This is a genomic window from Streptomyces sp. NWU339, assembly GCF_003143855.1.
GTDB lineage: Bacteria > Actinomycetota > Actinomycetes > Streptomycetales > Streptomycetaceae > Streptomyces.
The window spans coordinates 215,338-239,283 of the sequence record NZ_QFRK01000003.1 but is presented as its reverse complement, the minus strand read 5'-3'; the positions used below and the strand labels follow the sequence as shown (position 1 = coordinate 239,283).

Sequence of the window (23,946 nt, the reverse complement as noted above, 5' to 3'; positions counted from 1 at the left end):
CCGCCGTGTCCGAGCGACCAAACCGGTTGACCGGACCATCTGCCCGGACCGTCAGATCAGCCGGCGAGCAGCTTCTTCACCGCGGCGGCCACCCGGCCGCCCTCGGCCTGCCCGGCCACCTTGGGATTGACGATCTTCATGACCGCCCCCATGGCCCGCGGGCCCTCGGCGCCTGCCGCCTTCGCCTCCTCGACGGCCTGGGCGACGATCGCGTTCAGCTCCTCGTCGGACATCTGCTGGGGCAGGTACCGGGCCAGCAGCTCGCCCTCCGCCTTCTCCCGCTCGGCCTGCTCGGGACGCCCGCCCTGCGCGAAGGCGTCCGCCGCCTCACGGCGCTTCTTCGCCTCGCGGGTGATCACCTTGAGCACCTCGTCGTCGGAGAGCTGACGCTTCTCCTTCCCCGCGACCTCCTCCTTGGTGATCGCGGTGAGCGTCAGCCGGAGCGTCGAGGAGCTGAGCTCGTCGCGCTCCCTGATCGCAGCGTTGAGGTCGTCCTGCAGCTTCGACTTGAGCGTGGTCATGTCTTGATTGTCGCAGGAACAGGCGCAAAGGCGCCCGTACATTTAACCCCCGCCGCTCCAGGGGACGTTCGGACGAACCCTCAAGCCCCGCCGCATCACCGGGGAGGAGGGACCACGGGACACACCCTGCCCCGGATCTGACACGATGGGCGCATGCGCGCGCGATACGGAATCCCCCTGGGAATCACGGCGGCCGGCGCCGCCGGGCTGGTGTACGCGGCGGGCTTCGAGGCCCGCTCCTTCCGGCTGCGACGGGTGACGATCCCCGTCCTGCCCGCCGGGATGCGCCCCCTGCGTGTGCTGCAGGTCTCCGACATCCACCTGGTGAGCGGCCAGCGCAAGAAGCAGCGCTGGCTGCGCTCGCTGGCGGGACTGCGCCCCGACTTCGTGATCAACACGGGCGACAACCTCTCCGACCCCGAGGGCGTACCGGAGGTCCTGGACGCGCTGGGCCCGCTGATGGAGTTCCCGGGCGCGTACGTCTTCGGCTCCAACGACTACTACGGCCCCAAGCTGCGCAACCCCGCCCGCTACCTGATCGAGAAGGCCACGGGCCGGCACGGCCTGAACGGCAACGCCCCGGCCGTCGGCGTGATCCACAACCCGTGGGAGGACCTGCGGGACGGCTTCGACGGCGCGGGCTGGCTGAACCTCACGAACACCAGGGGCACCCTGAAGCTCGAGGGCGTCACGGTCGAGCTGACCGGCCTGGACGACCCGCACATCAAGCGGGACCGCTACACGGAGGTGGCAGGCGGCCCGTCGAACGCGGCGGACTTCTCGATGGGCGTCGTCCACGCCCCCTACCTGCGCGTCCTGGACTCCTTCACGTCCGACGGCTACCCCCTGGTCCTGGCCGGCCACACCCACGGCGGCCAGCTCTGCATCCCCTTCTACGGCGCCCTGGTCACCAACTGCGACCTGGACACCGACCGGGTGAAGGGCCTGTCCACCCACACGTCCGAGGGCCGCACGTCCTACCTCCACGTCTCCGCGGGCTGCGGCACCAACCGCTACACCCCGGTCCGCTTCGCCTGCCCCCCGGAGGCGACGCTGATGACGCTGGTGAGCCGGGAGTAGCGGAGCACGCGCGTCCCGCGGGGGCCGACCGCACCGGTCGGTGCCGTCTGCCTCCGCGGCACCGAAACCGGATTTCGCCTCCAGCCACCAGTGGGCTAAAGTAAACGTCGTCGCCGCGAGAGCAGCGACAATCGGGGTGTGGCGCAGCTTGGCAGCGCGCTTCGTTCGGGACGAAGAGGTCGTGGGTTCAAATCCCGCCACCCCGACAGCCGAAACACCAGGTGAGGCACCTACGGATATCCGTAGGTGCCTCACCTGTTTCTGCGTGCGTGTCTATCTGCGTGACCAACGTTTCCCGCGTGCCCACAGCCGCCGCTCCTGCGCCCAGAAGATGCCGTCCATGACGACGGTGCCGGTCTGGATCACGGGCCGGGTCTGCTTCCGGTTGAAGTTCCCCCTCTGAGCTGGACAGCCTGATACTGGGACGGAAGGTCCCGGAGGAAGCAGTCCAGGTAGTGAGGTTTTTCCAACCTCAGTTTGAGGTTGGAAAAACCTCAGGGTGCTGATGCCTATGTGCTCTGAGTCCGGCCCACGGGGCGGGGTGGAAGCCGGGTACCGAGGTGGAGAAGCCTGTAGAGGCTGTGACCAGTGGCGAGCGGTCTCAGTGGTGGTCTCAGTTGCCGTTCGTTCCGTGTATGTCCGCTCTGGTCCTCTGGGGTTCGGACGCTCTTCTGGCCAGGGGCGGAGCGTCCTTGGTGGACGCCCACGGACACTCCCGGACCAAGATCGGACAACTCGTAACGTGTAGGCCTACTGCTCTGACCTCGCCGGCGCAGGCCTGTCCGAGCATCAAGACTTGTGGATGAGAATTTTGTTCGGGGGCGGAGGGCGTGGGATTCGAACACGCGAGGACGTTGCTGCCCTGCCGGTTTCCAAGCCCACCGCCGGGATGCCTCGCATCAGGCAGGGTCACGCGCGGCGTCCGGGAGGCGTCAGGAACAACTCCCGATCGCGCCACACCACGATGACGGACAGCACCAGAAGCAGGACGGTCTGAATCACCTTGGTGTCCGGGTGCGTAAGGAACATCTCGTTGCCGAAGTTGGCGGCGAGGTGGAAGACGATCGCGACGAGGACGCTGCGGCCGGCGCGGTAGTAGAGCCAGTTCATCAGGATGACGAACGGTATCAGCGAGACACCGTAGTTGATGCTGTGGATCAGGCCCTCCTCGACGACCTCCGCCTGGTAGTTGCCCTTGATGAAGCCGAGCGGCACGTGCCACAGCACCCAGACGACACCGAACAGCAACGACGTCCACAGGACGTTCATCCGGGACGCGAGCGCATCCGTGCCGTAGGTTTTCCAGGCGACCTCCTCCAGGACGGGGGCCAGGAGGAGCGTGATCCACGCCGGCAGCAGGCCCGTCGCGAACGTGAAGCCGTTGCGAAGCTCGAACTGCGAGACGTCGTAGCCGAACGGGATGGTGATCGCGGTAGCGACGAGCAGGGCGCCGGGGAGCAGGGCGACGGCCGCCGGCCAGACCCAGGCGCGAGTGCCGCGTGGCGCGACCAGGCGAGCGAGGACGTCGCGGGTGAGCCCGTCCCTGCGGATGAACCAGATCGCCACGACGATCGGGGCGGCGAGACCGGCCAGGCCGAGGCCGGTCATGACGGCGACAGTGCCCTGGCTGGGATCGGGCTGGTACGACAGCCAGGCGGCGGTGAACCACAGCGCCCACGGGACGGCGGTGGCAAGGACGTAGAAGGCGAGGGGATGGCGGTAACGGCTGACGTTCTTCAGCTCCAGCGCACGACGCGCACTGTCAGGCCGGGTGGATTGTGCCGTGTGGGTCATGACCGCATCCTTTCTCTGCCGCAGAGCGATCACCACGGTTGGCAGGGTTAGTTCCGGGACGCGTCAGGGTCGCCTCAGGGTCGGCTGTCCTCCCAGTTTTGTCGATCACCTGACGGAGCGTCAGGACACACGGGATGTACGTCATCAGCGGAGGGAGGAACCTCTCATCGCTCGCCGTTCAGACCGGCACGGGGCCCAAAGAGGGGGCCAAACGGTGCAGCCACACAAGGACGGTGCCGAACAGCAGTGGACTGTACTGGAGGCGAACGAGCAGGTCAGCGGCACCAAGCCAAGGTCACAGAGGGCCCTGATCGCGTTCGGGACGAAGAGGTCGTGGGTTCAAATCCCGCCACCCCGACAGTGAAGTACCAGGTCAGGGGCCTGATCCGCAGCGCGGGTCGGGCCCCTGAGCGGTGTCGGGGGGCGTTTTGGGAGCCGTTCGGGTGCCGGCTTCATATTCCGGCACCCGAACGGCTCCCATCACCCCGTCGCAGCCGGTTCGGCGCCACGGTCGGCGGGGAGGGCGCGGAAGGTCTCGACCACCGTGGTGTTGGCGATCGTCACGACCGCCATGGCGCCTGCCGCGACGGGGTGTCCCACTCCGTACAGAGCGGCGGCGCCACCGCCGAGCACCAGTGCCTTCACCACCAGGACGAGCGGAAGCCGCGGCCGCCACCGCGCCCGGGGCGCGGCGAACAGCGCCCAGACCACGACGGCCAGCAGAGGTGTTCCCACGCCGAGCAGGATTCGGAAGACGCCCTCGGGACCCGTGTGGAATCCCCACCAGCCCAGGCAGCCCAACGCGGCAAGCTCCAACAGGAACGCCAGGGCTTCGTTCGCGGCATACCAGGGCCGGGCATCAAGCCCCGCCACACCACCGCTGCTCCCCGCCATCTGCCCCTCCCGCTGCTCCGGTGCACCTGGCATGACACCGCCCAGAGCGTAAACGCCGCGTTCACGGGACTGCGGCCAGGGCCTGCTTCAGACAGCGTTCACACCATCCACCGGTCCCGCCGCCCGGGTCGGTGCGGGACAGGTCGATGCCACACACAATCCGGTGGTCGAAAAAGGGGTGCCGTCGGTGACCGAAGTCCCTTTCCCCGGCTCTGCGTGCCAGGACCGAGGGTTCCCGGCCCGGCCGGATCGACACGTAGAGTGAGAAGTCGTGCCACTGTGTGACCGTGATGGGTGGTGTGGTCAGGCATGTGGTGAGTCGCCCCGGCACAGCTGCCCGGGCGGTCACCCTGGTCCCGGGCGGGTGAGGAGTACGGATGAGCCAGTGGGGTGTGGTGGTGGCCGGTGGCGTGGTCGTCGGCTACGGAGCGCTCTCGCGGCGGCTGTCGACGACGGTGCTGTCCGGGCCCCTGGTGTTCCTCGTATGCGGGTTGGCGATCGGGCCCCTGGGCCTGGACCTGCTGAACGCGGACCGGGATCCGGAGGTCATCCGGACGCTGTTGGAGAGCGCGCTCATCCTTGTGCTGTTCACGGACGCGGCGGCGATCAGGATCGAGGACCTGCGCAGGGAGGGGTTCCTGCCGTTGCGGCTGCTCGTGGTCGGGCTGCCCGTCACGATGGCGCTGGGGTGGCTGGTGGCCTGGCCCCTCCTGCCCGGTCTGGGGGTGTGGGAGCTGGCGCTGGTCGGCATCATCCTGGCTCCGACGGATGCCGCGCTCGGACAGCAGGCTTTCTCCAACAAGCGGGTCCCGGCGCTGGTCCGAGGCGGCCTGGACGTCGAATCGGGTCTGAACGACGGTCTGGTGCTCCCGTTCTTCGTGCTGGCGCTGGCGGCGGCGGGCGAGGGGGAGGGGCATCCGGGCGTCGTCGTGACGTTCCTGCGTGCGCTGCTGCTGAGCGGTGCGATCGGCCTTGCCGCCGGTTGGGTCGGGGCGGGCGTGTTGCGTCGGTCGGTCGCTCGGGACTGGAGCACTCCTGCGTGGCGGCAGTTCCTGACGTTCGCCGTTCCCGTGATCACCTACGCGCTGTGTGACGCGGCCGAAGGCAGCGGTTTCATCGGCGCCTGGGCCGCCGGTCTGGCCTTCGGAAGCCGACTGCGTGGCGCGCCGTCAGGACATGTCGCTCGCGCCGAAGGCCCGAGCCCCACGCAGAGCGCGAAATTCAGCGAGCGGCTCGGGCTCCTGCTCTCCTCGGTGAGCTTCCTGGTCTTCGGCGCGGTCATCCTGGGGCCGGTCCTTCAGCACCTGACGTGGCGGATGGTGGTCTACGCGCTGATCAGCCTGACCGTGGTCCGGATGCTGCCGGTCGCTCTGGCCATGGCCGGCACCGGTCTGCGGGCCGCATCCGTCGCCTACATCGGGTGGTTCGGTCCGCGCGGGCTCGCCTCCCTGGTCTTCGGCCTGCTGGCCTTCGGGGAGCACCTGCCCGGGACGACGCTGCTGAACGGCGTCATCGCCGTGACCGTGGGCCTGAGCGTTCTCCTCCACGGCGCCACGGCCCCGTTCCTGGGAAACCGCTACGGCGACTGGTTCACCCGGACGCTCCGTACCGAACCGGACCTGCGGGAGAACGCACTCAGCGCCGACAACACCCCGGGCACACGAGACCCCCACAGCCCCTGACGAACACGGTGACCGTGCCACCCGTGGCGTTCGAGCTCGCCGATGGCGGACCCGGGTCGTGCTGGACGGCCCCGCTCCGAGTGCTTCCGCAGGCGCCGGTGGTTGCAGCAGCTCTCCTTCCGCACCTCGCCCAGCCATGGGCTGGGCCTGGGCTAGGGGGCGAGCGACCCGTGCTGGTTGCCGGAAGCGGAGTGCCAGGCCTGCATGCCCGCTCGGGACGCCTCCTTGGCCTGCCGCCATTTCATGGCCGCCTGCTGGGCCGGAGGCACGTCCATGGCGCGGACCATGCGCCGGCCTGCGGCGAACACGGCGACGGCCGCGATGGCCATGCCGGTGCACGCCACCACGGCACCGGCCGCGGTGAGCACGGCACCGGTCGTGACGAGCCGGGTGTCGATGTCGATCGAGTGCAGGGGCTGGTGATGGTTCATGTCTCCACCATCCACCAGCAGGTGACCACCTCGCATCCCGGGCAACGGCACAAGAAGCAGGATCGCCCCAGTACTGGTGGGTGCGGCCCTGGCGGCAGGCGAGGGGTCGCCGGTGGCCGGGGCCGGTGGCGACGTGCTGCCGATCGTCGTGGTGCCGATCGTCGTGGTGCCGATCGTCGTGGTGCCGATCGTCGTGGTGCCGGACACCACCACCGGCGCGGTCGTCGCACAGGAACCCCGTCCGGCGTGAAGTACCGGTCGTCGGACCGCGAAGATCGGTACAACCTCATCCCGACCTCGCGTGTCGTGGTCATGAACGCCCTTCCGCGTCCTGATCCGATCAGAGGACCGAATGAACCCAGCCAGACGCACGACCCCCGCGGCCGCGACCGCGATCGTGCTCGCCACCGCGGGCGGCCTGCTCACCGCCGTCACCACGCCCGCCTCCGCCGCGACCAGCTGCGCCTCGCCGGTCTACAAGCGGCAGTTCTTCGCGAACACCACCTTCTCCGGCAAGCCGAAGAAGACCGACTGCGACTCCAAGATCGACCAGAACTGGGGCACGAAAGCCCCGGCTTCCGGCCTGCCGTCGAACCACTTCGGTGTCCGCTGGACGGTGACCCGCGACTTCGGCTCCGGCGGCCCCTTCTCCTTCCCGGCCGAATCGCGTGACGGCATCCGCGTCTACCTCGACGGCGTCCGCAAGGTCGACCTGTGGAAGGACGTCTCGACGACGGTGAAGAAGACGGTCAACGTCACCATTCCGTCCGGCAAGCACACCCTGCGCATCGACTTCGTCAACTGGACCGGCGCCGCCAACGTCAAGTTCAGCTACACGCCGCGGACTTCCTCCACCGTCGACAAGGTCAAGCCGCACACCCCGACGGGCACCACCGCCACGTACGACACGGCGACCGGCAAGGCCAAGGTCACCTGGTCCAAGAACAAGGAGATGGACCTCGCCGGCTACCGCGTCTACCGCCGCCTCAAGGGCAGCACGTACCCCGCCAAGCCGCTGGCGACCACGACCTCCACGTCCTACACCGACACCCCGCCGCCCACCGGCCAGACGTACTACTACGAGGTCCGCGCGGCCGACAAGGCCGGCAACGAGTCCACCGGCACCGCCGACCAGGCGGTCACCACCGTCGACCGCACCGCGCCGCCCGTGCCGACCGGAATGAGCACCGTCTCCGAACCGAAGGGTCTGCGGGTCGGGTGGAGCGCCGTCCAGGGAGCAGTGTCGTACCGGGTGTACCGGGCGGCCAGTGCGGACGGGGTCTACACCCGCGTGGGCAGTACCGAGCAGGTCTCGTACGTGGACGCCTCGGCCGCCGAGGGCACCACCTACCACTACCGGGTGACCGCTCTGGACGCCGCGGGCAACGAGTCCGCGCGGTCCGTCGCCGTCAGCGGCAAACGCCGGGACCTCACCCCGCCGTCCGCCGTCACCGGGGTGACCGTCACCCCGACCGAGTACGGCTTCGAGGTGCACTGGGACGCCAACCCGGCCGCCGACCTGGCGAGCTACGTGGTCCGACGGGGCGAGCTGCTGGGGGACGAGGAGGAGCAGATGTGCTCCCTCTACCCGGGCTACTACGTGTCGGCCCGCACCACCTCGTACGCGTACACCACCCTCCCGGACGGCGAGGAGTCCTGCTTCATCGTCGACGCCGTGGACGACGCCGGGAACTCCTCCTTCCAGTGGACCCGCGAGGCCCAGATCGTGACCGCGACCGAGCTCGACATGACGCCGAGCGTGGCGACGCCGGAGGGTTCGCCGGTCCGGCTGACGGCGACTTCCGGAGAGGCGGGCGTCGAGCTGTCCTGGTCCCCGGTGGCCGACGCCACCGGCTACCAGGTCTACGGCTGGAACCCGCACGCCAAGGCGTACGAGAAGCTGGCGGCCACGACGGGGTCCTCCTACGGGGACACCGGTGCAGCCAGGGGCACCACTCACTTCTACTGGGTGACCGCCCAGTACGCGGACGGCACCGAGTCCGCGCCCGACGCCGACTGGGTGGTCCTGGCGCCCTGACCTTGTTCGGGACGAAGAGGTCGTGGGTTCAGATGCCGCCACCCCGACAGTGAAGTACCAGGTCAGGGGCCTGATCCGCAGAACGGGTCGGGCCCCTGAGTGGTTGTGGGGCCTTTGGGGAGCCGAACTCGGAATGCGGCTCCCGGACGACTCTTGGGGCCCTCACAGGGTGGTCCCGTTGTGCCCTGCGGGAGGGCCTGGAGGGTGCGGCCATCGGAACGGCGGGGGTCAGGCCGCCTGCGGGGGCGGTGGCGCTCGGAGCTGGTCGGCTACTTGAGGTCGATCATTCGGACCGGCTGCCCGGTGGTGCGGGCGATGGTTTCGAAGTCGCGGTCGTAATGCAGCAGTGTGAGTCCCGCTTCTTCCGCGGCTGCGGCCACGAGAAGGTCGACGGCTCCGGCGCTGCGGTGCTCGCCCTTGGCCGTGAGCTCACGCTGGACGACGCGGGCGCGCCGGTAGATGCCGTCGGGCATGGGGCACCAGGTGAACTGGTTCAGTCGCCCCTGAATGGCCTCACGGTCTTTCTCGGAACGTGCGGAGTAGAGCATCTCCAGTTCGGTGAGGTCGCACAGGGCGACCAGGCCGGCGCCCATCCGCTGCTCCCATTCTTCGGTCGCCTGACGCAGCAGGACGCGAGCCAGGGCCGACGTGTCGACGAGGTAGTCGGCTACGCTCACCGGGCGGTACCACCTCGATAGTTGCGCTTGTCCAGGAGAAGCTCGACATCGAGCGCGCCTTCGTCCGCGAGATCCTGCAGTTCGTGCAGGGCGCGCAGACGACGGTTGCGGGCCACGATCTCGCGCAGGGCGGTGTTGATGGTGTCCCGCTTCGTGGAAGTGCCCAACTCCTTCGCTGCGGCTTCCAGGGCGTCGTCGTCGAGGTCGATGACGGTTCTGCTCATGAGCCCCACCTCCATATACATCGAAGAGTATATCAATATACATGATCGAATGTATCGCGGGACGGGGTGAACCGGTCCTGAAGCCTGCGGACCGAGGAACGTGCCACGGACAGCAGGAGACGCGCCGGAACTCGGCTCAGCCCCTGTGCAACGGGTCGCAGGGCGCGGTCCGTCACAGTGGGACGCCGGGACCCTCCCGTACGACTCCGGGAGCCGAGCCTCTCCTCGAGTCCTCCCCGCACCCCATTCGGGACGAAGAGGTCGTGGGTTCAGATGCCGCCACCCCGACAGTGAAGTACCAGGTCAGGGATCTGATCCTCGCAGCGGGTCGGGTCCCTGATCGCTTGCCGGTGATCGTTCGGGAGGGGACCCGGGAGGGTTCTGATCGAGTTCTCCCGGGTGTTCAGCCGCCGTTCCGCCCTGCGGAAAACCGCAGGGTGCGGGGTGTGGGGAGCCGTACTTGTTCGACGGCAACCCTCATACCGGCGCTGAGCTGCGATTTCTAGTGTGGTCGTGGAGCGCGGCGCCTGTCCGCGACGACCCGCCCCGCAGCCTGGAGACTTCGAATGGACCTCATGACCCTGGCTCTGCCCCAGGAACCCGCCGGCGGCATCGCGGGATGGGCAGCCGACCTGGTGGACACCCTGGGCGGCCCCGGCGCGGGCCTCGCCATCGCCCTGGAGAACCTCTTCCCACCGCTGCCCAGCGAGGTGATCCTGCCGCTGACCGGCTTCGCGGCCGGGCAGGGCGTCATCAGCCTGTTCTCGGCCCTGTTCTGGACCACGCTCGGCTCGACGGTCGGCGCCGTCGTCCTCTACTGGATCGGCATGCTGTTCGGCCGGGAGCGCATGCACGCGATCTGGGCGAGGTTGCCGCTGGTCAAGTCGTCCGACCTGGAGCGAACGGAGGAGTGGTTCACCAAGCACGGCACCAAGGCCGTCTTCTTCGGCCGCATGGTGCCGATCTTCCGCAGTCTCATCTCCGTGCCGGCCGGCCTGGAACGCATGCCGATGCCGGTCTTCCTGCTGCTCACCACCCTGGGCAGCCTGATCTGGAACTCCGTGCTCGTCCTGTCCGGTTACTGGCTGGGCGACCAGTGGGACCTCGTCGAGGCCTATGTCGGAGTGGTCAGCAAGGCCGTCCTCGTCCTGGTCGCCGCGGCCCTGGTCCTCTACCTCGTGGTCCGCCTGCGCCCCCGCAGCCCCGCCCAGCACCGCCGTACCTCGTGACCGGCCCCGTTCTCGCCCCGGTCGAACGATCTTGCCCCGGCTGTGCCGCGCGACTAGCCTCGGCGACCGTGCAGGGGGACCGGCGGACAGCACCACCCGGCCCCTCCCGAAGGCGCTCGGACCCGCGCAACCGGGAGGTGAGCCCCCGTCGACGCCGTCTCCGGCGTGGCCGCTGCGGATCGCCGGGGTCCTCCTCGGTTGCCTGACCGCTTTACCGGGACTGCTGTACTTCGCGGTCGTCGGCACCCTTCTCGGTACTCTTCTGCTGTGGCCGTACACCCGGCGACACGCCGTCGTCGTCCTGGCCTCCGGGGCCCGCCGGCTGACAGCACTCGAACGCCGGCGCCGCTCGGTCTTCTTCAGGGACCGCTTTCCCGACCGTCCCGTTCCCGACCGGCGGATCCTGCGCTACCTCGCCACCCGTACGTACGCCGGTCTGGTCACCGGCATCGTGGTCGGCCTGCTCGCCTTCGGCGTCGTCCTGGCGGGGCTGCTCCTCACAAGCCTCGCGCGGGGCACGCTCGGCTGGCGGGAACTGCTCACCCAGGGGCTGCTCGGCGGGGTACTGCTCTTCCTGAACGTGCAGGGCCTGTTGTCGTTGGAGGCGTTCGACGCACGTCTGGCCCGCCAGTGCTTCGGCCCGTCGGAACGCGAGCTGCTGCAGCAGCGCATCGACGAACTGGCCACCAGCCGAGCGGCGGTGCTGCGGGCAGTGGACACCGAACGGCGACGCATCGAGCGTGACCTGCACGACGGGGTGCAGCAGCGTCTGGTGGCACTGGCCATGCTCCTCGGGCGCGCCCGTCGGGGCCGTACGCCCGAGCAGGCGAAGAGCCTGCTGGAGCAGGCCCACAAGGAGTCACAGGACGTCCTGACCGAGCTGCGGGAAGTGGCCTGGCGGGTGTATCCGACGGCGCTGGACAATCTGGGGCTGGGGGAGGCGCTCGCCGGGGTTTCCGAGCGGTGCGGCATCCCCGTCCGGATGGACCTCGCCCTCACCGGACTGTTGCCCTCCTCGGTCGAGACCGCCGCGTACTTCGTCGTGTCGGAGTCCGTGACGAACGCCGCCAAGCACTCGGCCGCGACGGAGATCCTCGTGAGCGTACGGCGGTACGGGACCGTCCTCGTCGTACGCGTCGAGGACAACGGCGTCGGCGGCGCGGATCCGTCGGGCAGCGGACTGACCGGGCTGCACAGCCGGGTCGGCGCTCTGGACGGCCTGCTGCACATCCACAGCCCCTCCGGAGGGCCCACCACGATCACCGCGGAGCTGCCGTGCGCGTAATGCTGGCCGAGGACTCGACACTGCTGCGGGAGGGGCTGGTCCGGCTGCTCATCGAGGAGGGACACGAGGTCCTGGCCGCGGTGGGCGACGCCGTCACCCTGCTGCGGGAGGTCGAGGTCCGGCCGCCGGACATGGTCGTCCTGGACATCCGGATGCCCCCCACCCACACGGACGAGGGGCTGCGGGCCGCACTCGAGATCCGCAAGCGGTGGCCCGGGGTCGGCGTCCTGGTGCTGTCCCAGCACATGGAGCGCAACTACGCGGCGCAGTTGCTGACCCCGAACGCGGAACGGGTCGGTTACCTGCTCAAGGACCGGGTCGCCCAGGTCGAGGAGTTCCTCGACGCGCTGAAGCGGATCCAGGCAGGCGGTGCCGCCATCGACCCGGAGGTCGTACGGCAGTTGGTGATCCGTACGACGCACAGCGACCCGCTGGCCCGGCTGACCTCCCGCGAACGCAGCGTCCTGGAGGCCCTGGCCGAGGGACACACCAACGCAGCCATCGCGGAGAAGCTGCACATCTCCATGAGCGCGGTCGAGAAGAATCTCAACACGATCTTCGACAAGCTCGAACTCGCGCACACGACGGGCTACAACCGCAGGGTCCTGGCCGTACTGCGCTACCTGGAGTCGTGACGACAGCCGCGCCTGCCGCGGTGAGCGACCGCACCGCCCTCGACCTGATCCGCCGGACAGGCCCTCACCCGCTGGGCGAGTCGTCAGGCGGTCGGCCGGCCGGGCGACTGACCGCGGGTACCCCTGTGGGGTACCCGGTGGATCGTTGGAGCCACCAGGGCCCCCGTGGCACACGAACGGGGTGAAGTTCATGGGCCACGGCGGCCACGCGAGCGCCGCGTCCTGGGCGATGGCGGTGAGGGCGACGCTGCACTGCCTGACCGGGTGTGCCGTCGGCGAGATCCTCGGCATGACCATCGGCACCGCCCGGCTGTGGGGCAACGTGCCGACCATGGTCCTCGCCATCGCCCTGGCCTTCGTCTTCGGCTACTCCCTCACCCTCTTCGCGGTGATGGGACTGGTCGACAACGCCGTCGTCGCGCTGACGCCGGGAGCGATGGAGGCGCAGCTGTCGGACGGGTTGTTCTGGTACGCGCTGCTCGGTGGCTTCGCCGTGGCGTTCGTGATCACCACGCCGGTGAACAAGTAGATGATCGGCCGCGGCGAGGGCCACGCCGTGGTCCACGCCCACCACTGACCTGCGGCGGACGCGGTTCAGTTCTGCCCGAGCACTCGTGGTGGTGTTCCCGGCGAGGGCCGGCCCGGGGCCAGGTGGCGGAGGATCCGGGGCAGGTCCTCGGGGGCCGCGGTGAGGCGGACCGGGGTGCCGGCGTCGTCGAGTTCGGCGACGTGCCAGGTGCTGGGGACCAGCTCGCCGTCACTGCCCTGGGCGAGGCGGACCTTCTTGAGGGTGAGGCGTCCCACGGGGATCGGCTTCGCCGCGAAACGGTCCGGGTGCGGGACGACGGCGGGCGGGCCGCCGCCCAGGGCGATGTGGGTGCCGAACTGGTGCGGGTTGTAGTCGGTGGCCTCCAGGAAACGGGCCGGGAGGAACACCTCCTCGTCACCGTCCGGACCGACGGACTCCGCCCCCTCCTCGGGCACCCGGACGCGGGTGGCCCGCCATGCCCAGGCGAAGAGGGCCAGCGATGCCGCTGTGCCCGCGACCGGCCACCCGGTCGTCAGCGGTGAGGTGAACAGCGTGGTGGGGTGCAGGTAGCAGAGCGGGATCAGCCACAGGGCCGTACCGACGAGGACCACCACGAAGGGCAGGGCCGTGGGAAGGACCTCGCCGTCGGGGCGCCGACGGCTCCGCAGCGTCAGCAGCACCCGGGCGGCCGGGTATCCCGCGACGAAGGCGACGACGGCCGCGGCGACCGTCACGCTGCCGGCGGTCGGGATGTGCTCGCGCCAGACGTGGCGCTCACCGGCGACCTCCATCACCCTCCCGTGCCAGAAGGTCAGTTCGACCTCGTCACCGGCGCGGAACGCCTGCGCGGCCTCCGAGGAGACCTGCAGCCGCTCCAGCGGGCGGGCGTCGGTGAAGTACAACCAGCTGCCCTGCTTGGGGCGTTGCACCTCGGTGTGCTCGATCACCGCCGGGAGCGTCGTCAGGCACGCCTCTCCGCGCTCCGCGGCGGGGGTGTCGGCGGTGCACGGTGCGGCCGAACTCCAGGCCTGCCGGTCCTCCTCGGCACTCGGGACGAACGACGCGACCAGGCCCGCGGCCGCGAGCAGCAGCACACTCGCGAGGAGGGAGCCGGCAAAGCCGCGTCCGGCGGTCCGGGACGAGATGACGACGAGGTGACTCGACTCCGGAGTGCCGTACTGACGGTGCAGCTCCCGGAACGCCTCCAGCGCCTCGTCGAAATCCGGGTCGGAGGTGGTGAAGCCCATCGGCAGGGAAAGAGTCCACTTGCGCCCACCACGCGGTACCACGATGAGGCGACGGACGTCCTGGACCCGTGAAGAGTTCGCGTACTTCAGGCGCACGCGCAGATCGGCGATGTCGCTCCAGTGCACGCTCCTGCGGTGCAGCAGGCTGCGGGAGTGCACCCCGTGGGCGTCGGCGCGGACCCGCACGGTGACCTTGTGGAGTGCCGTGACCGTGGCCAGGGCGGGCAGCAGGGCGATGCCCGCCCATACGGCCAGGCCCGTGAGAACCCACATCAGCAGGGCCGCGGCCGTTCCGGCCGCGCTGAGTCCGACGAGGGTCCACCGGAAACCCGTCCACTGGGGCCGACAGGTCACTTCCCGGGGATCGCTCATGTCCGGAATCCTGCCCGCCGCCCGGCCGTGCCCGCCGGGGTGGAGCCCGGCAGTTTTCCGGCGTGGCACATTGCCGATCGCTCACCGGGGCAGCCGGTGACATGGTGGCAGCAGAAGCAGCGACGACAGCAGCGGCAGCGAACATCGTTCACGGAAGGGGCACTACATGATCATCTTCGGTACCAAGGGATACCTGTACCAGCTCGCGATACTGACCCTGGTGTGTACCCAGTGCGGGAATCCCTCAGCGCACGCGCTCAGGAAGCGGGTCACGAAGTTCACCCTCTTCTTCGTGCCGCTGTTCCCGGTCTCGACGAAGTACTCGACCCAGTGCACCTTCTGCGGCGCGGAGTCGAAGGTATCCCAGGAGCAGGCCGAGCAGTTGCAGGCGCAGGGCGCGGGCGGTCCCGGCGGCGGGCAGCCGTACGGGCAGCCGCCCCAGCAGCACCAGCAGCCGTACCGGCCGTGAGGGAGTCGGAGAACGCGAAGGCCAGGGCCGGCGCGCTCACAGCGGTGTCGCCGTGCGGAGGATCCAGAACAGGGTGACGGCCGCGTTGGCCGAGGACATCGCCGACACGGCCGTACCGGCGGCCGCTCCCCAGGCGGCCAGGCCCACCGAGGTGAACACCGTCGGCCAGGGACCCGTCGCCGGAGCCGGGGCGAGCAGCGCGGCCACCCGGCGGGGAACCGGTCCCGGCGCCGCGAACGGCGCTCCGGACGCCGCGAACGCCGGCGGGGGCGGGCCGGACCGGGAGGCGAGCGCCGCCTTGCCGATGGCGGTGGCGACGGTACGGCGGTCACCGACCGTACGGGCCGCCTCCTCGTCCGCCCAGCGTTCCGCCGCGTACGACACCGCCGTGCGCAGCGGGCGCAGGAACGGGTTGGCGTGCGCGGCCAGCCGGACGGCCAGCAGGAAGCGGTGGTGGCGCGCGGTCAGGTGGGCGCGCTCATGGGCGAACAGGGCACGGCGTTCACCGGAGTCCAGACGGTCGAGGAGAGCGGTGGTGACCACGACCCGGTCCCGGCTCGGTCCGCCGCCCGGGAGCGCGTACGCGTACGGGGTGCCGTCGGGCAGGACCGCCACCTCCGTGTCCGGCAGGCCGGCCAGGGCGCGGTGGGCGCGCCGACGGGCGCGGCCGTGCCGCCACAGCGTGCGCGCACAGACCAGCAGGACCACGCACAGGGCCGGAATGGCCGCCTTGCCCACGACCTCGTCGTAGGGGACCGCCGCCCGCACCTCCGGGTCCGACCAGCCGTCGGGCAGCGGATTGCCGGGCAGGGTGGCGGTGCCGACCACCATCACCAGGCACAGGCACACCGTGCTGCACACCGCCATCACCGCCGCGACCCAGGTCAGCATCCGGGTCGCGGTCCGCGGGTGCAGATGCTGTTCGGCGAGCCGGGCGATCGGCCACGCCGTCAGCGGCAGGACGAGCGGAAGGAAGACGAACACCCCCATGAGGTTTCAGTCTTCCCCGTCGCCCCGGGGCTGACCCAGCAGTTCCCGCAGCAGCCGTTCGTCGTCCGGGCCGAGACCGGTGACGAAGCTGGCCAGGACCGCCTCCCGGTCGCTCTCGGCGTCCAGCACCCTGCGCATCCGGTGCGCCGCGAGGCCGGCGTGGTCGGAGGCGGGCGTCCAGGCGAAGGAACGGCCCGCGCGTTCACGGGTGACCGCGCCCTTGGCCAGCAGCCTGGTCAGGATCGTGATGACCGTCGTGTAGGCGAGGTTCTGGCCCAGACGCGCCTGCACCCAGCCGGCCGTCGCCGGGCCGTCCGCCTCCCGGAGCGCCGACAGCACGAGTGCCTCCAACTCGCCCTGTCCCCGACGCCGGTGGCGCTGACCGCGCCCCTGCTCGCCCTCGACCACGGCCCGTCTCCCTTCCGCCGCCTTCCCGTTCCCGGGCGGTCATCGTATAGACGCGTGGACGCCGTCAAATTCTCTACATTGCTGTAGATTCTACGGGCGGCATCCGGCAGCGGCTCACGAGAAGGACGGACCCCCATGTTCGGGTTGAGCGAACTCGCGATCATCCTCATCGTCGTCATAGCCGTTCTCGGTGCGAAGAAGCTGCCCGAGCTGGCCCGCTCGGCCGGCAAGTCCGCCCGCATCCTCAAGGCCGAGGCCCGCGCGGCCAAGGAGGAGGAGCGGGAGGAGCAGGCGCGGGAGCAGGGCCGGCAGCCGGATGCCCCCCGCGTCATCCAGGGCGAGACCGTCACCCGGGACACGGCCGCCGACGGCCACACTCGGCAGCACCGGCCCTGAGCCAGAGCCCTGCGCCGGAGCCTGCGAGTCCGCTGAGTCCTCTGCGTCCGCTGAGCCCGCTGAGCCCTCTCAGCCGTTCCAGACCTCGTCGTACGGGTCGCGCGGGGTCGGGACCGGCTTCGCGGCCGTGACCTCGAAGTAGGGGACGGGACCGTCGTTGACCGGGTCCTTCGTCCGGCGCGGGGTGTAGGTACCGCTGATCTCCAGCCAGGCGTCCGGCCGCAGGACCGGGGGGACCTCGCCGGTCAGGGCGATCTTGACCGGCTGGGCGTCCGCGGCGCAGCAGCTGAGGGACATCCGGACCAGCTGGGGAGCACCGGCCGGGTCCAGGGCGACGAAACCGGTGATCCTGATGGTGCGGTCGCGGAGGTGGCGGCCGTCGTCGTAGACCGCGCGTGCCGCGTACTCCCCGACCCCGAGCCGGAGCGTGTCCCCGGCGGGAAGGTCCGGGAACCCGAACGGCTTCTGCAGCGCCGTGCCCGTGTGGGTGGCGCTGTACGAGCCGAGGGGCGGCGGCGCCACCAGGATCAGGGCGAGGACGGGGAGGGCCAGGAGCCAGGCGACACGAGGCTCCCGATGGGCGTGACCGTAACCGTCTTCCCGGTCCTGGTCCCTGTCCCGTTCCCGGCCCCGGTCGTGCCGTCGGCGGGTGCCGCGCCACTCGTACCAGACCGTCGCCGCCGCCGTCACGACGAGTACCGCGCCGGACAGCAGGAGCAGCGGGCGCAGGCCCGCCTTGACGTAGCGCAGGTGGAGATCGGTCAGGCCCGCGTGCAGCACGGTCGCGCCGAGGAGGAAGAGGAGAGCCGCCTGGGCCTGGCGGTTCGGGTTCAGGTTCGGGTTCACAGCAGGACCGCTCCGGTCAGGGCCGAGACCGCCACCGCCAGGACGAGGGTCACGGGGGCGAAGCGCAGGGCAAAGCCGCGGCCGAACGTGCCCGCCTGCATGGCGAAGAGCTTGAGGTCGACCACGGGACCCACCACGAGGAAGGTGAGCCGGGCCGTCAGCGAGAACTGGGTCAGGGAGGCGGCCACGAACGCGTCCGCCTCCGAGCAGATCGACAGGAGGACCGCCAGCACCGCCAGCACCAGCACCGACAGCACGGGGTGGTCGGCCGCCAGCCGCAGCCAGCCTGCCGGGATCACCGCCTTCAGCGTCGCCGCGGCCATCGCGCCCACCACCAGGAAGCCACCGGCGTGCATCACGTCGTGCCGGACCGACCCCCAGAAGGCGGCGCCCCGGCTCTGCCCCTCGTAGGACGAACGGGACGGCGGACGCAGCCAGTCCGCGCGGCCGTGACGCTGCCACAGCCAGCCCATCGCACACGCCACCAGCAAGCTCGCCACGAAACGGGCGAGCACCATCATGGGGTCGTTCGGAAAGGCGACCGCCGTCGCCGTCAGCACGATCGGGTTGATCGCGGGGGCGGACAGCAGGAACGCCAGCGCCGCCGCCGGTGCCACTCCCCTGCGCACCAGCGCCCCCGCCACCGGCACGGACGCGCACTCACAGCCGGGGAGCACCGCGCCCGCCGCGCCCGCGACCGGGACCGCCAGGGACGGGCGTCCCGGCAGGGCCCGGGCGAAGAAGGACGGCGGGACGAACACGGCGATCGCCGCGGAGAGCAGGACACCGAGCACCAGGAAGGGCAGGGCCTGGATCAGCACCGCGACGAACACCGTCATCCAGCTCTGCATCACAGGTGCGGCCAGGGCCCGACGGACGGAGTCCTGGAACATCACGGCGAGAAGCAGGAACAGGACGAGGAGGAGAGGGGAGTTGACGTGGCGGGTCTCCCCCGACGGCCCGGTCTCTCCTGAGGGCCCGGACTCCCCTGACGGCCCGGACTCCCCGGCGGCGGGCAACTTGACGGCCACGGGCCGGGTACCTCCCACATCGCACGCGAGGGCGGAGCGGGGCCGCTCCCACCCCACCCCGCCTTCTTGCCCCCTTGGTACGAAGCGAAGTGCGGCCCTGTTCAACGCCGTTCGCCGAACGCTCCTGGAACCGTCTGCGTGTATACGGCAGTCTTTCCTCTCGTGCTGAGCCTTCCGAATCAGACCCCGCCGGACGATCCCCCCGCGCACATGGTGGTGTGCGGGGACGACGGACTCGCGCATCGGCTCGCCGCCGAACTGCGGGGCGTGTACGGCGAGCAGGTCACCCTCGTCGTGCCGCCGTCCGGACTCCGGGTGCGGGAACCCGTGGTCGGGCGGGCCCGCGCGGCCTCCGCCGCCCTGCTCGACCGGTTCGTGAACGCCACCGTCAACCGCGGCAACGGCAACGGCGGTTCCGACGGCGCGTCCGACCAGCGGCTGGTGGAGGCCGCCGAGCCGACCGACGCCGTGCTCGCCGAGGTGGGCGTGGCGCGGGCCGCCGCACTGGCCCTGGTGTACGACGACGACGAGACCAACATCCGCGCCGCCCTCACCGCCCGCCGGATCAACCCCCGGCTGCGCCTCGTGCTGCGCCTCTACAACCGCCGCCTGGGTCGGCACATAGAGGAACTGCTCGACCAGGCGGCCGGATTGGCCGGCGGTGACCCGTACCCGTCGTCGACACGTCCACCACCGTGCTGTCCGACGCCGACACGGCCGCGCCCGCCCTGGTCGCCACCGCGCTCGTCGGCACCAGCAAGATCGTCGACACCGACGGGCTGATGCTGCGCGCGGTGGAACGGCGCCCGCCGCGCCCGGGCGAGGTGGCCGATCCCGGGCTGTGCACCCTGGCGTTGCTGTCCGCGACGAGCAACGACCCGGGCGGGTCCGAGGGTTCGGAGGACAGCGGCGACCAGGGGCCGCAGATGCTGCCCGACGCGGACGCCGTCGCGGCGGCGACCGGACGCGGCACGGTGGTGCTGGAGCAGGTGTCGTACTCCGGACCGCCGTTGCCGGTGGTGCGGGCCCAGGTGCCGCCCCTCGCCTCCCTGTTCTCGCGGCGGCTGCGGTGGTCGCTGGCGGGGCTGGCGGCGGCCGTGGTGGCGCTGGCGGTGACCCTGACCCTGGTCACGAAGGACAATCCGCTGCACGCCACCTACGTCACCCTGCTCGACCTCTTCTCGATCAACGATCCCGCGCACAACGCGTCCAGGAGCGAACAGATCCTGCAACTGCTGTCGGGGATAGTCGGGTTGTTGATGCTGCCGGTGATGGTGGCGGCGGTGCTGGAGGCGCTGGGGACGTTCCGTACCGCCTCCGCGCTGCGGAAGCCGCCGCGCGGGCTGAGCGGGCATCTGGTGCTGCTGGGGCTCGGCAAGATCGGCACCCGGGTGCTGACGCGGCTGCACGAGTTGCACATCCCCGTGGTGTGCGTCGAGGCCGACCCGGAGGCACGGGGCATGGCCACGGCGCGGCGGCTGGGCGTGCCGGTGGTCCTCGGGGACGTCACGCAGGAGGGCGTGCTGGAGGCCGCGAAGATCCAACGGGCCGACGCGCTGCTCGCGCTGACCAGCGCCGACACCACGAATCTGGAGGCCGTGCTGTACGCGCGGTCCGTGCGGTCCGATCTGCGGGTCGTCCTGCGGCTGTACGACGACGATTTCGCGACGGCCGTGTACCGCACCCTGCGGGCCGCGCACCCCGATGCGCTGACCCGGAGCCGCAGCGTCTCCCACCTGGCCGCGCCCGCGTTCGCGGGGGCGATGATGGGTCGGCAGATCCTGGGGGCGATACCGGTCGAGCGGCGGGTGCTGGTGTTCGCGGCACTGACCGTGGGCGGGCATCCGCAGCTGGAGGGCAGGACGGTCGGTGAGGCGTTCCGGGCCGGGGCGTGGCGGGTGCTGGCCCTGGACACGGCGGCCACGGCGGTACGCGCGTCGGGCACGGGCGGGGACGGAAGCCGCGACGGAAACGGACCCGGAAACCCCGGCACCCCCAGAACTTTCGGAACCCCCGGAACCCTCGGACCGGCGGAGGCGGGACCGTCGGGGCTGATCTGGGACCTGCCCGACACGTACGTCCTGCGCAGCGAGGACCGGGTGGTGCTGGGCGCCACCCGGCGGGGGCTGGCGGAACTGCTCCGGCGCAGGGGAAGGGAGCGGACCGGGGCGTGACGTGAACGGGGGGGCGGCCGGTGCTCCCCGGGCCGCAGCCCGGGAAGCGCCTCCCCCCTCAGCCGCCCCAGCCCTCCCAGTCCTCTCCCTGCCTGCTCAGCCCTGCTTCCCCAGGTACCGTTCCGCGAAGTCCAGCTCCAGGCGTACCTGCTTGATCCGCTCGTCGACCACCAGGGAGCCGTGGCCCGCGTCGTAGCGGTAGACCTCGTGGGGGGCGTCGCGGGACTGGAGGCGGTGGACGTAGTTCTCGATCTGGCGGATCGGACAGCGCGGGTCGTTCACCCCGGCCGAGATGTAGACCGGTGCCTTCACCCGGTCGACGTAGGTGATCGGGGAGGACGCCTCGAACCGCTCGGGAACCTCCTCGGGGGTGCCGCCGAGGAGCGTGCGGTCCATGGCCTTCAGCGCCTCCATCTCGTCGTGGTACGCCGTGACGTAGTCGGCGACCGGGACCACCGCGATGCCCAGGGTCCACGCGTCGGGCTGGGTGCCCAGGCCCAGGAGGGTGAGGTAGCCGCCCCAGGAACCGCCGGTGAGGACGAGGCGGTCCGGGTCCGCGAGGCCCGAGCTGATCGCCCACTCGCGGACCGCGGCGATGTCCTCCAGCTCGATCAGGCCGACCCGGTGCTTCAGCGCGTCGGTCCAGGCACGGCCGTACCCCGTGGAACCGCGGTAGTTGACGCGGACCACCGCGTAACCGTGGTCGACCCAGGCGGCCGGGCCCGCGGCGAAGGAGTCGCTGTCGTGCCAGGTGGGACCGCCGTGGATGTCGAAGACCGTGGGCAGCGGGCCGCTCGCGCCCGCGGGCTTCTGGACCAGGGCGTGGATCCGGCCGCCGGGGCCCTCCACCCACACGTCCTCCACCGGCACCGAACCGGGCGACTTCATGCCCGGCGGGTCCAGGACGACCCCGCCGGCCGTGGAGCGGACCGCCGACGGCTCCGCCGACGACGACCACAGGTACTCCACGCTGCCGTCCGGGCGGGCCGTCGCGCCCGAGACCGTGCCGGGCGGGGTGTCGATCTCCAGCAGCTCGGGGCCCGCCAGGTCGTAGCGGAACAGTTCGCTGCGGGCCTCGAAGCTGTGCGCGATCAGCAGGCCCGTGCCGTCCGGGAACCACTCGGCGCTCACGTCACCCGGCAGCTCCAGGGCGAGGTCCGTCTCCTCACCCGTCGCCACGTCCCACACCAGGGGCTCCCAGCGACCGCGCCGCTGGTGACCGATGAGCAGACGCGTGTCACCGTCGAGCGGGGCGAAGCCCAGCACCTCCAGGCCCAGCTCCTCGGTGCCGCCCCTGGTGTCGTCCAGCTCGGCGACCGGCGTGCCGTCGGGGCGCAGAACGCGCAGCGCGGAGTGCATCGCGTCGCCGTGCTCCGTGTGCTCGACGGCGATGAGCGAGCCGTCGTGGGAGAGGTCGCCGACGCCCGCCGACTCGCGGTGCCGGTAGATCTCCACGGGCTCCTCGCCGGTGCGCACGAGGTGGATCGTCGTACCGTCCTCGTCCGTGGAACGGCCCACGACCGCCGTGCGCCCGTCCCGGGCGAGGGCGAGGCCGGCCGGGTACGAGGCGTTCAGGCCCTCGGCGGCGAGTTCGTCGGCGCCGCCCGCGAACCGCTGTCGGCGCCAGACGCCGAACTCGTCGCCGTCCTTGTCGTCGAACCACCAGATCCACTCGCCGTCCGGCGAGAGCACGCCGTCCGTGGTGCCGTTGGGCCGGTCCGTCACCTGACGCTGCTCACCCGTCGACCGGTCCCAGGCATACAGCTCGTACGTCCCCGTCGCGTTCGACACGAACAGGGAACGGTCGGGGGCGTCCTCCGCCCAGTCGGGCAGGGAGACCCGGGGCGCCCGGAAGCGCTTCTCCCAGTCGGGCATCCGCTCGCCCTGTTGTACTCGCTCGGTCCGGTCCGTCCGCCGCTCCGGTGCGCCGGACTCGTTGCTCTCAGTCATGGCCCCATACTGCCCGCCCCGAAGGGTGTCGCGCCGCCGAGGTCCCCAGCCTGTGGACAACCCGCACCGGATCTCCCACCGGGGCCGACACCACCGCTACCACCACGGGTCACCCGGGCCTCTCCCGCCCCAGTGACCACGGGGCCACGGGGGCCGCGAGGACCGCCCCGCGAACCGGTCTTTCCACGCGGCCCCGTACCGTGGGAGCGTGTACCGGTTTCTGCTGACGCCCCGATGGTGGGGGATCAACGTCTTCGTGCTGCTCGCCATCCCCTTCTGCATCTTCATGGGTTCCTGGCAGCTGAGCCGCTTCGAGGACCGCGTCGACAACCACCGCGGCGCCGAGGAACAGGCCGCCTCCGCCCAACGGGAGGAGGCTCGGCCGCTGGACACATTGCTGCCGGTGACCAAGGCGACCTCCGGCAAGCAGGCCACCACGAGCGGCCGCTACGAGGAACAGCTCCTCGTGCCCGACCGGGACCTCGACGGCGAACCCGGCCACTACGTCCTGACCCTGCTGCACACCGACAACGGCAAGGTGCTGCCCGTCGTCCGCGGCTGGCTGCCCGGCGAGCCCGACCCGGCCGGGGCGCCCGCGCCGCCGGACGGCGAGGTCACCGTCACCGGGGCGCTCCAGGCGTCCGAGACCCCCGGCAGCCACGGCGTCAGCAGCCGCAGCGGCCTGCCGGAGGGGCAGACCGCCGCGATCAGCGCGGCGTCGCTGGTGAACCTGGTCCCCCACGACGTGTACGAAGCGTGGATCACCCTCAACAAGGGCGATTCGGGGATGCGGGCGGTGCCCGCGGTCGCGCCGGGCGGTACCGGGCTGGACCTCAAGGCGTTCCAGAACCTCGGCTACACCGCCGAGTGGTTCGCCTTCGTGGGCTTCGTCGTCTTCATGTGGTTCCGCCTGCTGCGCCGCGAGGTGGAGCTCGTCCGGGACGCGGAACTGGGCCTGGCCCCGGAGGAGGGGCGGGAGCGCGAGCCGGAACCGGACGGGAAGCGGTCCAGCCCGTCAGGGGTGTGACCGGGACCGGGACTCCC

The 23,946-nt window shown here is 70.9% G+C and carries 23 protein-coding genes, 1 tRNA gene and 1 pseudogene; 13 read left to right on the top strand and 12 right to left on the bottom strand.

Translation table 11 applies throughout. From position 1 onward, the window contains the following. Positions 1 to 56: 56 nt before the first annotated feature. Positions 57 to 521 (bottom strand): GatB/YqeY domain-containing protein, encoded by a 465-nt coding sequence (locus DIZ27_RS05940; protein WP_109377217.1) that lies wholly within the window; start codon positions 519 to 521, stop codon positions 57 to 59. A 153-nt stretch (positions 522 to 674) separates the two neighbouring features. Between DIZ27_RS05940 and DIZ27_RS05935 the strand changes: the two genes are divergently transcribed. Further along, positions 675 to 1,601 carry a metallophosphoesterase gene (locus tag DIZ27_RS05935; RefSeq protein WP_109377216.1) on the top strand — a complete coding sequence of 309 codons (927 nt, stop codon included), beginning with the start codon at positions 675 to 677 and terminating at the stop codon, positions 1,599 to 1,601. Between the two features lie 132 nt (positions 1,602 to 1,733). Beyond that, positions 1,734 to 1,807: transfer RNA gene (locus DIZ27_RS05930), tRNA-Pro, on the top strand. Positions 1,808 to 2,510: 703 nt separating this feature from the next. Here DIZ27_RS05930 and DIZ27_RS05925 read toward each other — a convergent pair. Next, positions 2,511 to 3,395, bottom strand: a complete 885-nt coding sequence (locus DIZ27_RS05925) for a CPBP family intramembrane glutamic endopeptidase (RefSeq protein ID WP_109377215.1) — start codon at positions 3,393 to 3,395, stop codon at positions 2,511 to 2,513. 480 nt (positions 3,396 to 3,875) lie between these two features. Further along, the gene (locus tag DIZ27_RS05920; RefSeq protein ID WP_109377214.1) at positions 3,876 to 4,289 is read right to left on the bottom strand and encodes a YrdB family protein; all 414 of its coding nucleotides are present in this window, start codon (positions 4,287 to 4,289) and stop codon (positions 3,876 to 3,878) included. Between the two features lie 377 nt (positions 4,290 to 4,666). On the opposite strand from DIZ27_RS05920, the gene DIZ27_RS05915 reads away from it, so the two are divergent. Further along, complete coding sequence (locus tag DIZ27_RS05915; protein ID WP_109377213.1) at positions 4,667 to 5,971, top strand: sodium:proton antiporter; 1,305 nt, start codon at positions 4,667 to 4,669, stop codon at positions 5,969 to 5,971. Positions 5,972 to 6,123: 152 nt separating this feature from the next. Here DIZ27_RS05915 and DIZ27_RS05910 read toward each other — a convergent pair whose 3' ends face one another. Continuing rightward, positions 6,124 to 6,402 carry a hypothetical protein gene (locus tag DIZ27_RS05910; protein WP_109377212.1) on the bottom strand — a complete coding sequence of 93 codons (279 nt, stop codon included), beginning with the start codon at positions 6,400 to 6,402 and terminating at the stop codon, positions 6,124 to 6,126. Positions 6,403 to 6,478: 76 nt separating this feature from the next. On the opposite strand from DIZ27_RS05910, the gene DIZ27_RS45605 reads away from it, so the two are divergent. Both DIZ27_RS45605 and DIZ27_RS05905 read left to right on the top strand, forming a co-directional pair. Then, a complete protein-coding gene (locus DIZ27_RS45605; RefSeq protein ID WP_181383400.1) occupies positions 6,479 to 6,652 on the top strand; it encodes a hypothetical protein in 174 nt (57 codons plus the stop codon). A gap of 102 nt (positions 6,653 to 6,754) precedes the next feature. Continuing rightward, positions 6,755 to 8,440, top strand: coding sequence for a PA14 domain-containing protein (locus DIZ27_RS05905; protein ID WP_109377211.1), 1,686 nt, complete (start codon positions 6,755 to 6,757; stop codon positions 8,438 to 8,440). 269 nt (positions 8,441 to 8,709) lie between these two features. Here DIZ27_RS05905 and DIZ27_RS05900 read toward each other — a convergent pair whose 3' ends face one another. Then, the gene (locus tag DIZ27_RS05900; RefSeq protein WP_109377210.1) at positions 8,710 to 9,117 is read right to left on the bottom strand and encodes a PIN domain nuclease; all 408 of its coding nucleotides are present in this window, start codon (positions 9,115 to 9,117) and stop codon (positions 8,710 to 8,712) included. Next, complete coding sequence (locus DIZ27_RS05895) at positions 9,114 to 9,341, bottom strand: type II toxin-antitoxin system VapB family antitoxin (protein ID WP_109377209.1); 228 nt, start codon at positions 9,339 to 9,341, stop codon at positions 9,114 to 9,116. The genes DIZ27_RS05900 and DIZ27_RS05895 overlap by 4 nt, the downstream gene beginning before the upstream one ends. Before the next feature lie 566 nt (positions 9,342 to 9,907). Here DIZ27_RS05895 and DIZ27_RS05890 point away from each other — a divergent pair. The 4 genes from DIZ27_RS05890 to DIZ27_RS05875 all read left to right on the top strand — a co-directional run bounded on the left by DIZ27_RS05890 (position 9,908) and on the right by DIZ27_RS05875 (position 13,019). Then, positions 9,908 to 10,570 (top strand): DedA family protein, encoded by a 663-nt coding sequence (locus DIZ27_RS05890; RefSeq protein ID WP_109377208.1) that lies wholly within the window; start codon positions 9,908 to 9,910, stop codon positions 10,568 to 10,570. Positions 10,571 to 10,742: 172 nt separating this feature from the next. Next, positions 10,743 to 11,855 (top strand): sensor histidine kinase, encoded by a 1,113-nt coding sequence (locus DIZ27_RS05885; protein ID WP_109377343.1) that lies wholly within the window; start codon positions 10,743 to 10,745, stop codon positions 11,853 to 11,855. Then, a complete protein-coding gene (locus tag DIZ27_RS05880) occupies positions 11,855 to 12,490 on the top strand; it encodes a response regulator transcription factor (protein ID WP_109377207.1) in 636 nt (211 codons plus the stop codon). Before DIZ27_RS05885 ends, DIZ27_RS05880 begins: the two co-directional genes overlap by 1 nt. 190 nt (positions 12,491 to 12,680) lie before the next feature. Next, positions 12,681 to 13,019 carry a DUF4396 domain-containing protein gene (locus DIZ27_RS05875; RefSeq protein WP_109377342.1) on the top strand — a complete coding sequence of 113 codons (339 nt, stop codon included), beginning with the start codon at positions 12,681 to 12,683 and terminating at the stop codon, positions 13,017 to 13,019. Positions 13,020 to 13,084: 65 nt separating this feature from the next. Here the strand turns inward: DIZ27_RS05875 and DIZ27_RS05870 are convergent, their stop codons facing one another. Beyond that, a complete protein-coding gene (locus DIZ27_RS05870) occupies positions 13,085 to 14,638 on the bottom strand; it encodes a PH domain-containing protein (RefSeq protein WP_109377206.1) in 1,554 nt (517 codons plus the stop codon). 166 nt (positions 14,639 to 14,804) lie between these two features. On the opposite strand from DIZ27_RS05870, the gene DIZ27_RS05865 reads away from it, so the two are divergent. Continuing rightward, a complete protein-coding gene (locus DIZ27_RS05865; protein ID WP_109377205.1) occupies positions 14,805 to 15,107 on the top strand; it encodes a zinc-ribbon domain-containing protein in 303 nt (100 codons plus the stop codon). A 36-nt stretch (positions 15,108 to 15,143) separates the two neighbouring features. On the opposite strand, the gene DIZ27_RS05860 is transcribed toward DIZ27_RS05865, so the two are convergent. Further along, entirely contained in the window at positions 15,144 to 16,097 is a 954-nt protein-coding gene (locus DIZ27_RS05860; protein WP_109377204.1) for a M56 family metallopeptidase, read from the bottom strand. A 6-nt stretch (positions 16,098 to 16,103) separates the two neighbouring features. Next, positions 16,104 to 16,505 (bottom strand): BlaI/MecI/CopY family transcriptional regulator, encoded by a 402-nt coding sequence (locus DIZ27_RS05855; protein WP_109377203.1) that lies wholly within the window; start codon positions 16,503 to 16,505, stop codon positions 16,104 to 16,106. 135 nt (positions 16,506 to 16,640) lie between these two features. On the opposite strand from DIZ27_RS05855, the gene DIZ27_RS05850 reads away from it, so the two are divergent. Beyond that, on the top strand, positions 16,641 to 16,901 hold the full coding sequence (locus DIZ27_RS05850) for a twin-arginine translocase TatA/TatE family subunit (protein WP_109377202.1): 261 nt from the start codon (positions 16,641 to 16,643) through the stop codon (positions 16,899 to 16,901). 69 nt (positions 16,902 to 16,970) lie between these two features. Here the strand turns inward: DIZ27_RS05850 and DIZ27_RS05845 are convergent, their stop codons facing one another. Next, positions 16,971 to 17,747, bottom strand: coding sequence for a TIGR03943 family putative permease subunit (locus DIZ27_RS05845; RefSeq protein ID WP_258308256.1), 777 nt, complete (start codon positions 17,745 to 17,747; stop codon positions 16,971 to 16,973). Continuing rightward, positions 17,744 to 18,766: a permease gene (locus tag DIZ27_RS05840; RefSeq protein WP_109377340.1), complete on the bottom strand. Its 1,023-nt coding sequence runs from the start codon at positions 18,764 to 18,766 to the stop codon at positions 17,744 to 17,746. Before DIZ27_RS05840 ends, DIZ27_RS05845 begins: the two co-directional genes overlap by 4 nt. 222 nt (positions 18,767 to 18,988) lie before the next feature. Between DIZ27_RS05840 and DIZ27_RS05835 the strand changes: the two are divergent. Next, a pseudogene (locus tag DIZ27_RS05835) lies at positions 18,989 to 20,952 on the top strand (potassium channel family protein). A gap of 96 nt (positions 20,953 to 21,048) precedes the next feature. Here the strand turns inward: DIZ27_RS05835 and DIZ27_RS05830 are convergent. Further along, on the bottom strand, positions 21,049 to 22,902 hold the full coding sequence (locus DIZ27_RS05830; protein ID WP_109377201.1) for a prolyl oligopeptidase family serine peptidase: 1,854 nt from the start codon (positions 22,900 to 22,902) through the stop codon (positions 21,049 to 21,051). Positions 22,903 to 23,110: 208 nt separating this feature from the next. Here DIZ27_RS05830 and DIZ27_RS05825 point away from each other — a divergent pair, with 208 nt between their 5' ends. Next, positions 23,111 to 23,929: an SURF1 family protein gene (locus tag DIZ27_RS05825; RefSeq protein ID WP_109377200.1), complete on the top strand. Its 819-nt coding sequence runs from the start codon at positions 23,111 to 23,113 to the stop codon at positions 23,927 to 23,929. Positions 23,930 to 23,946 lie beyond the last annotated feature (17 nt).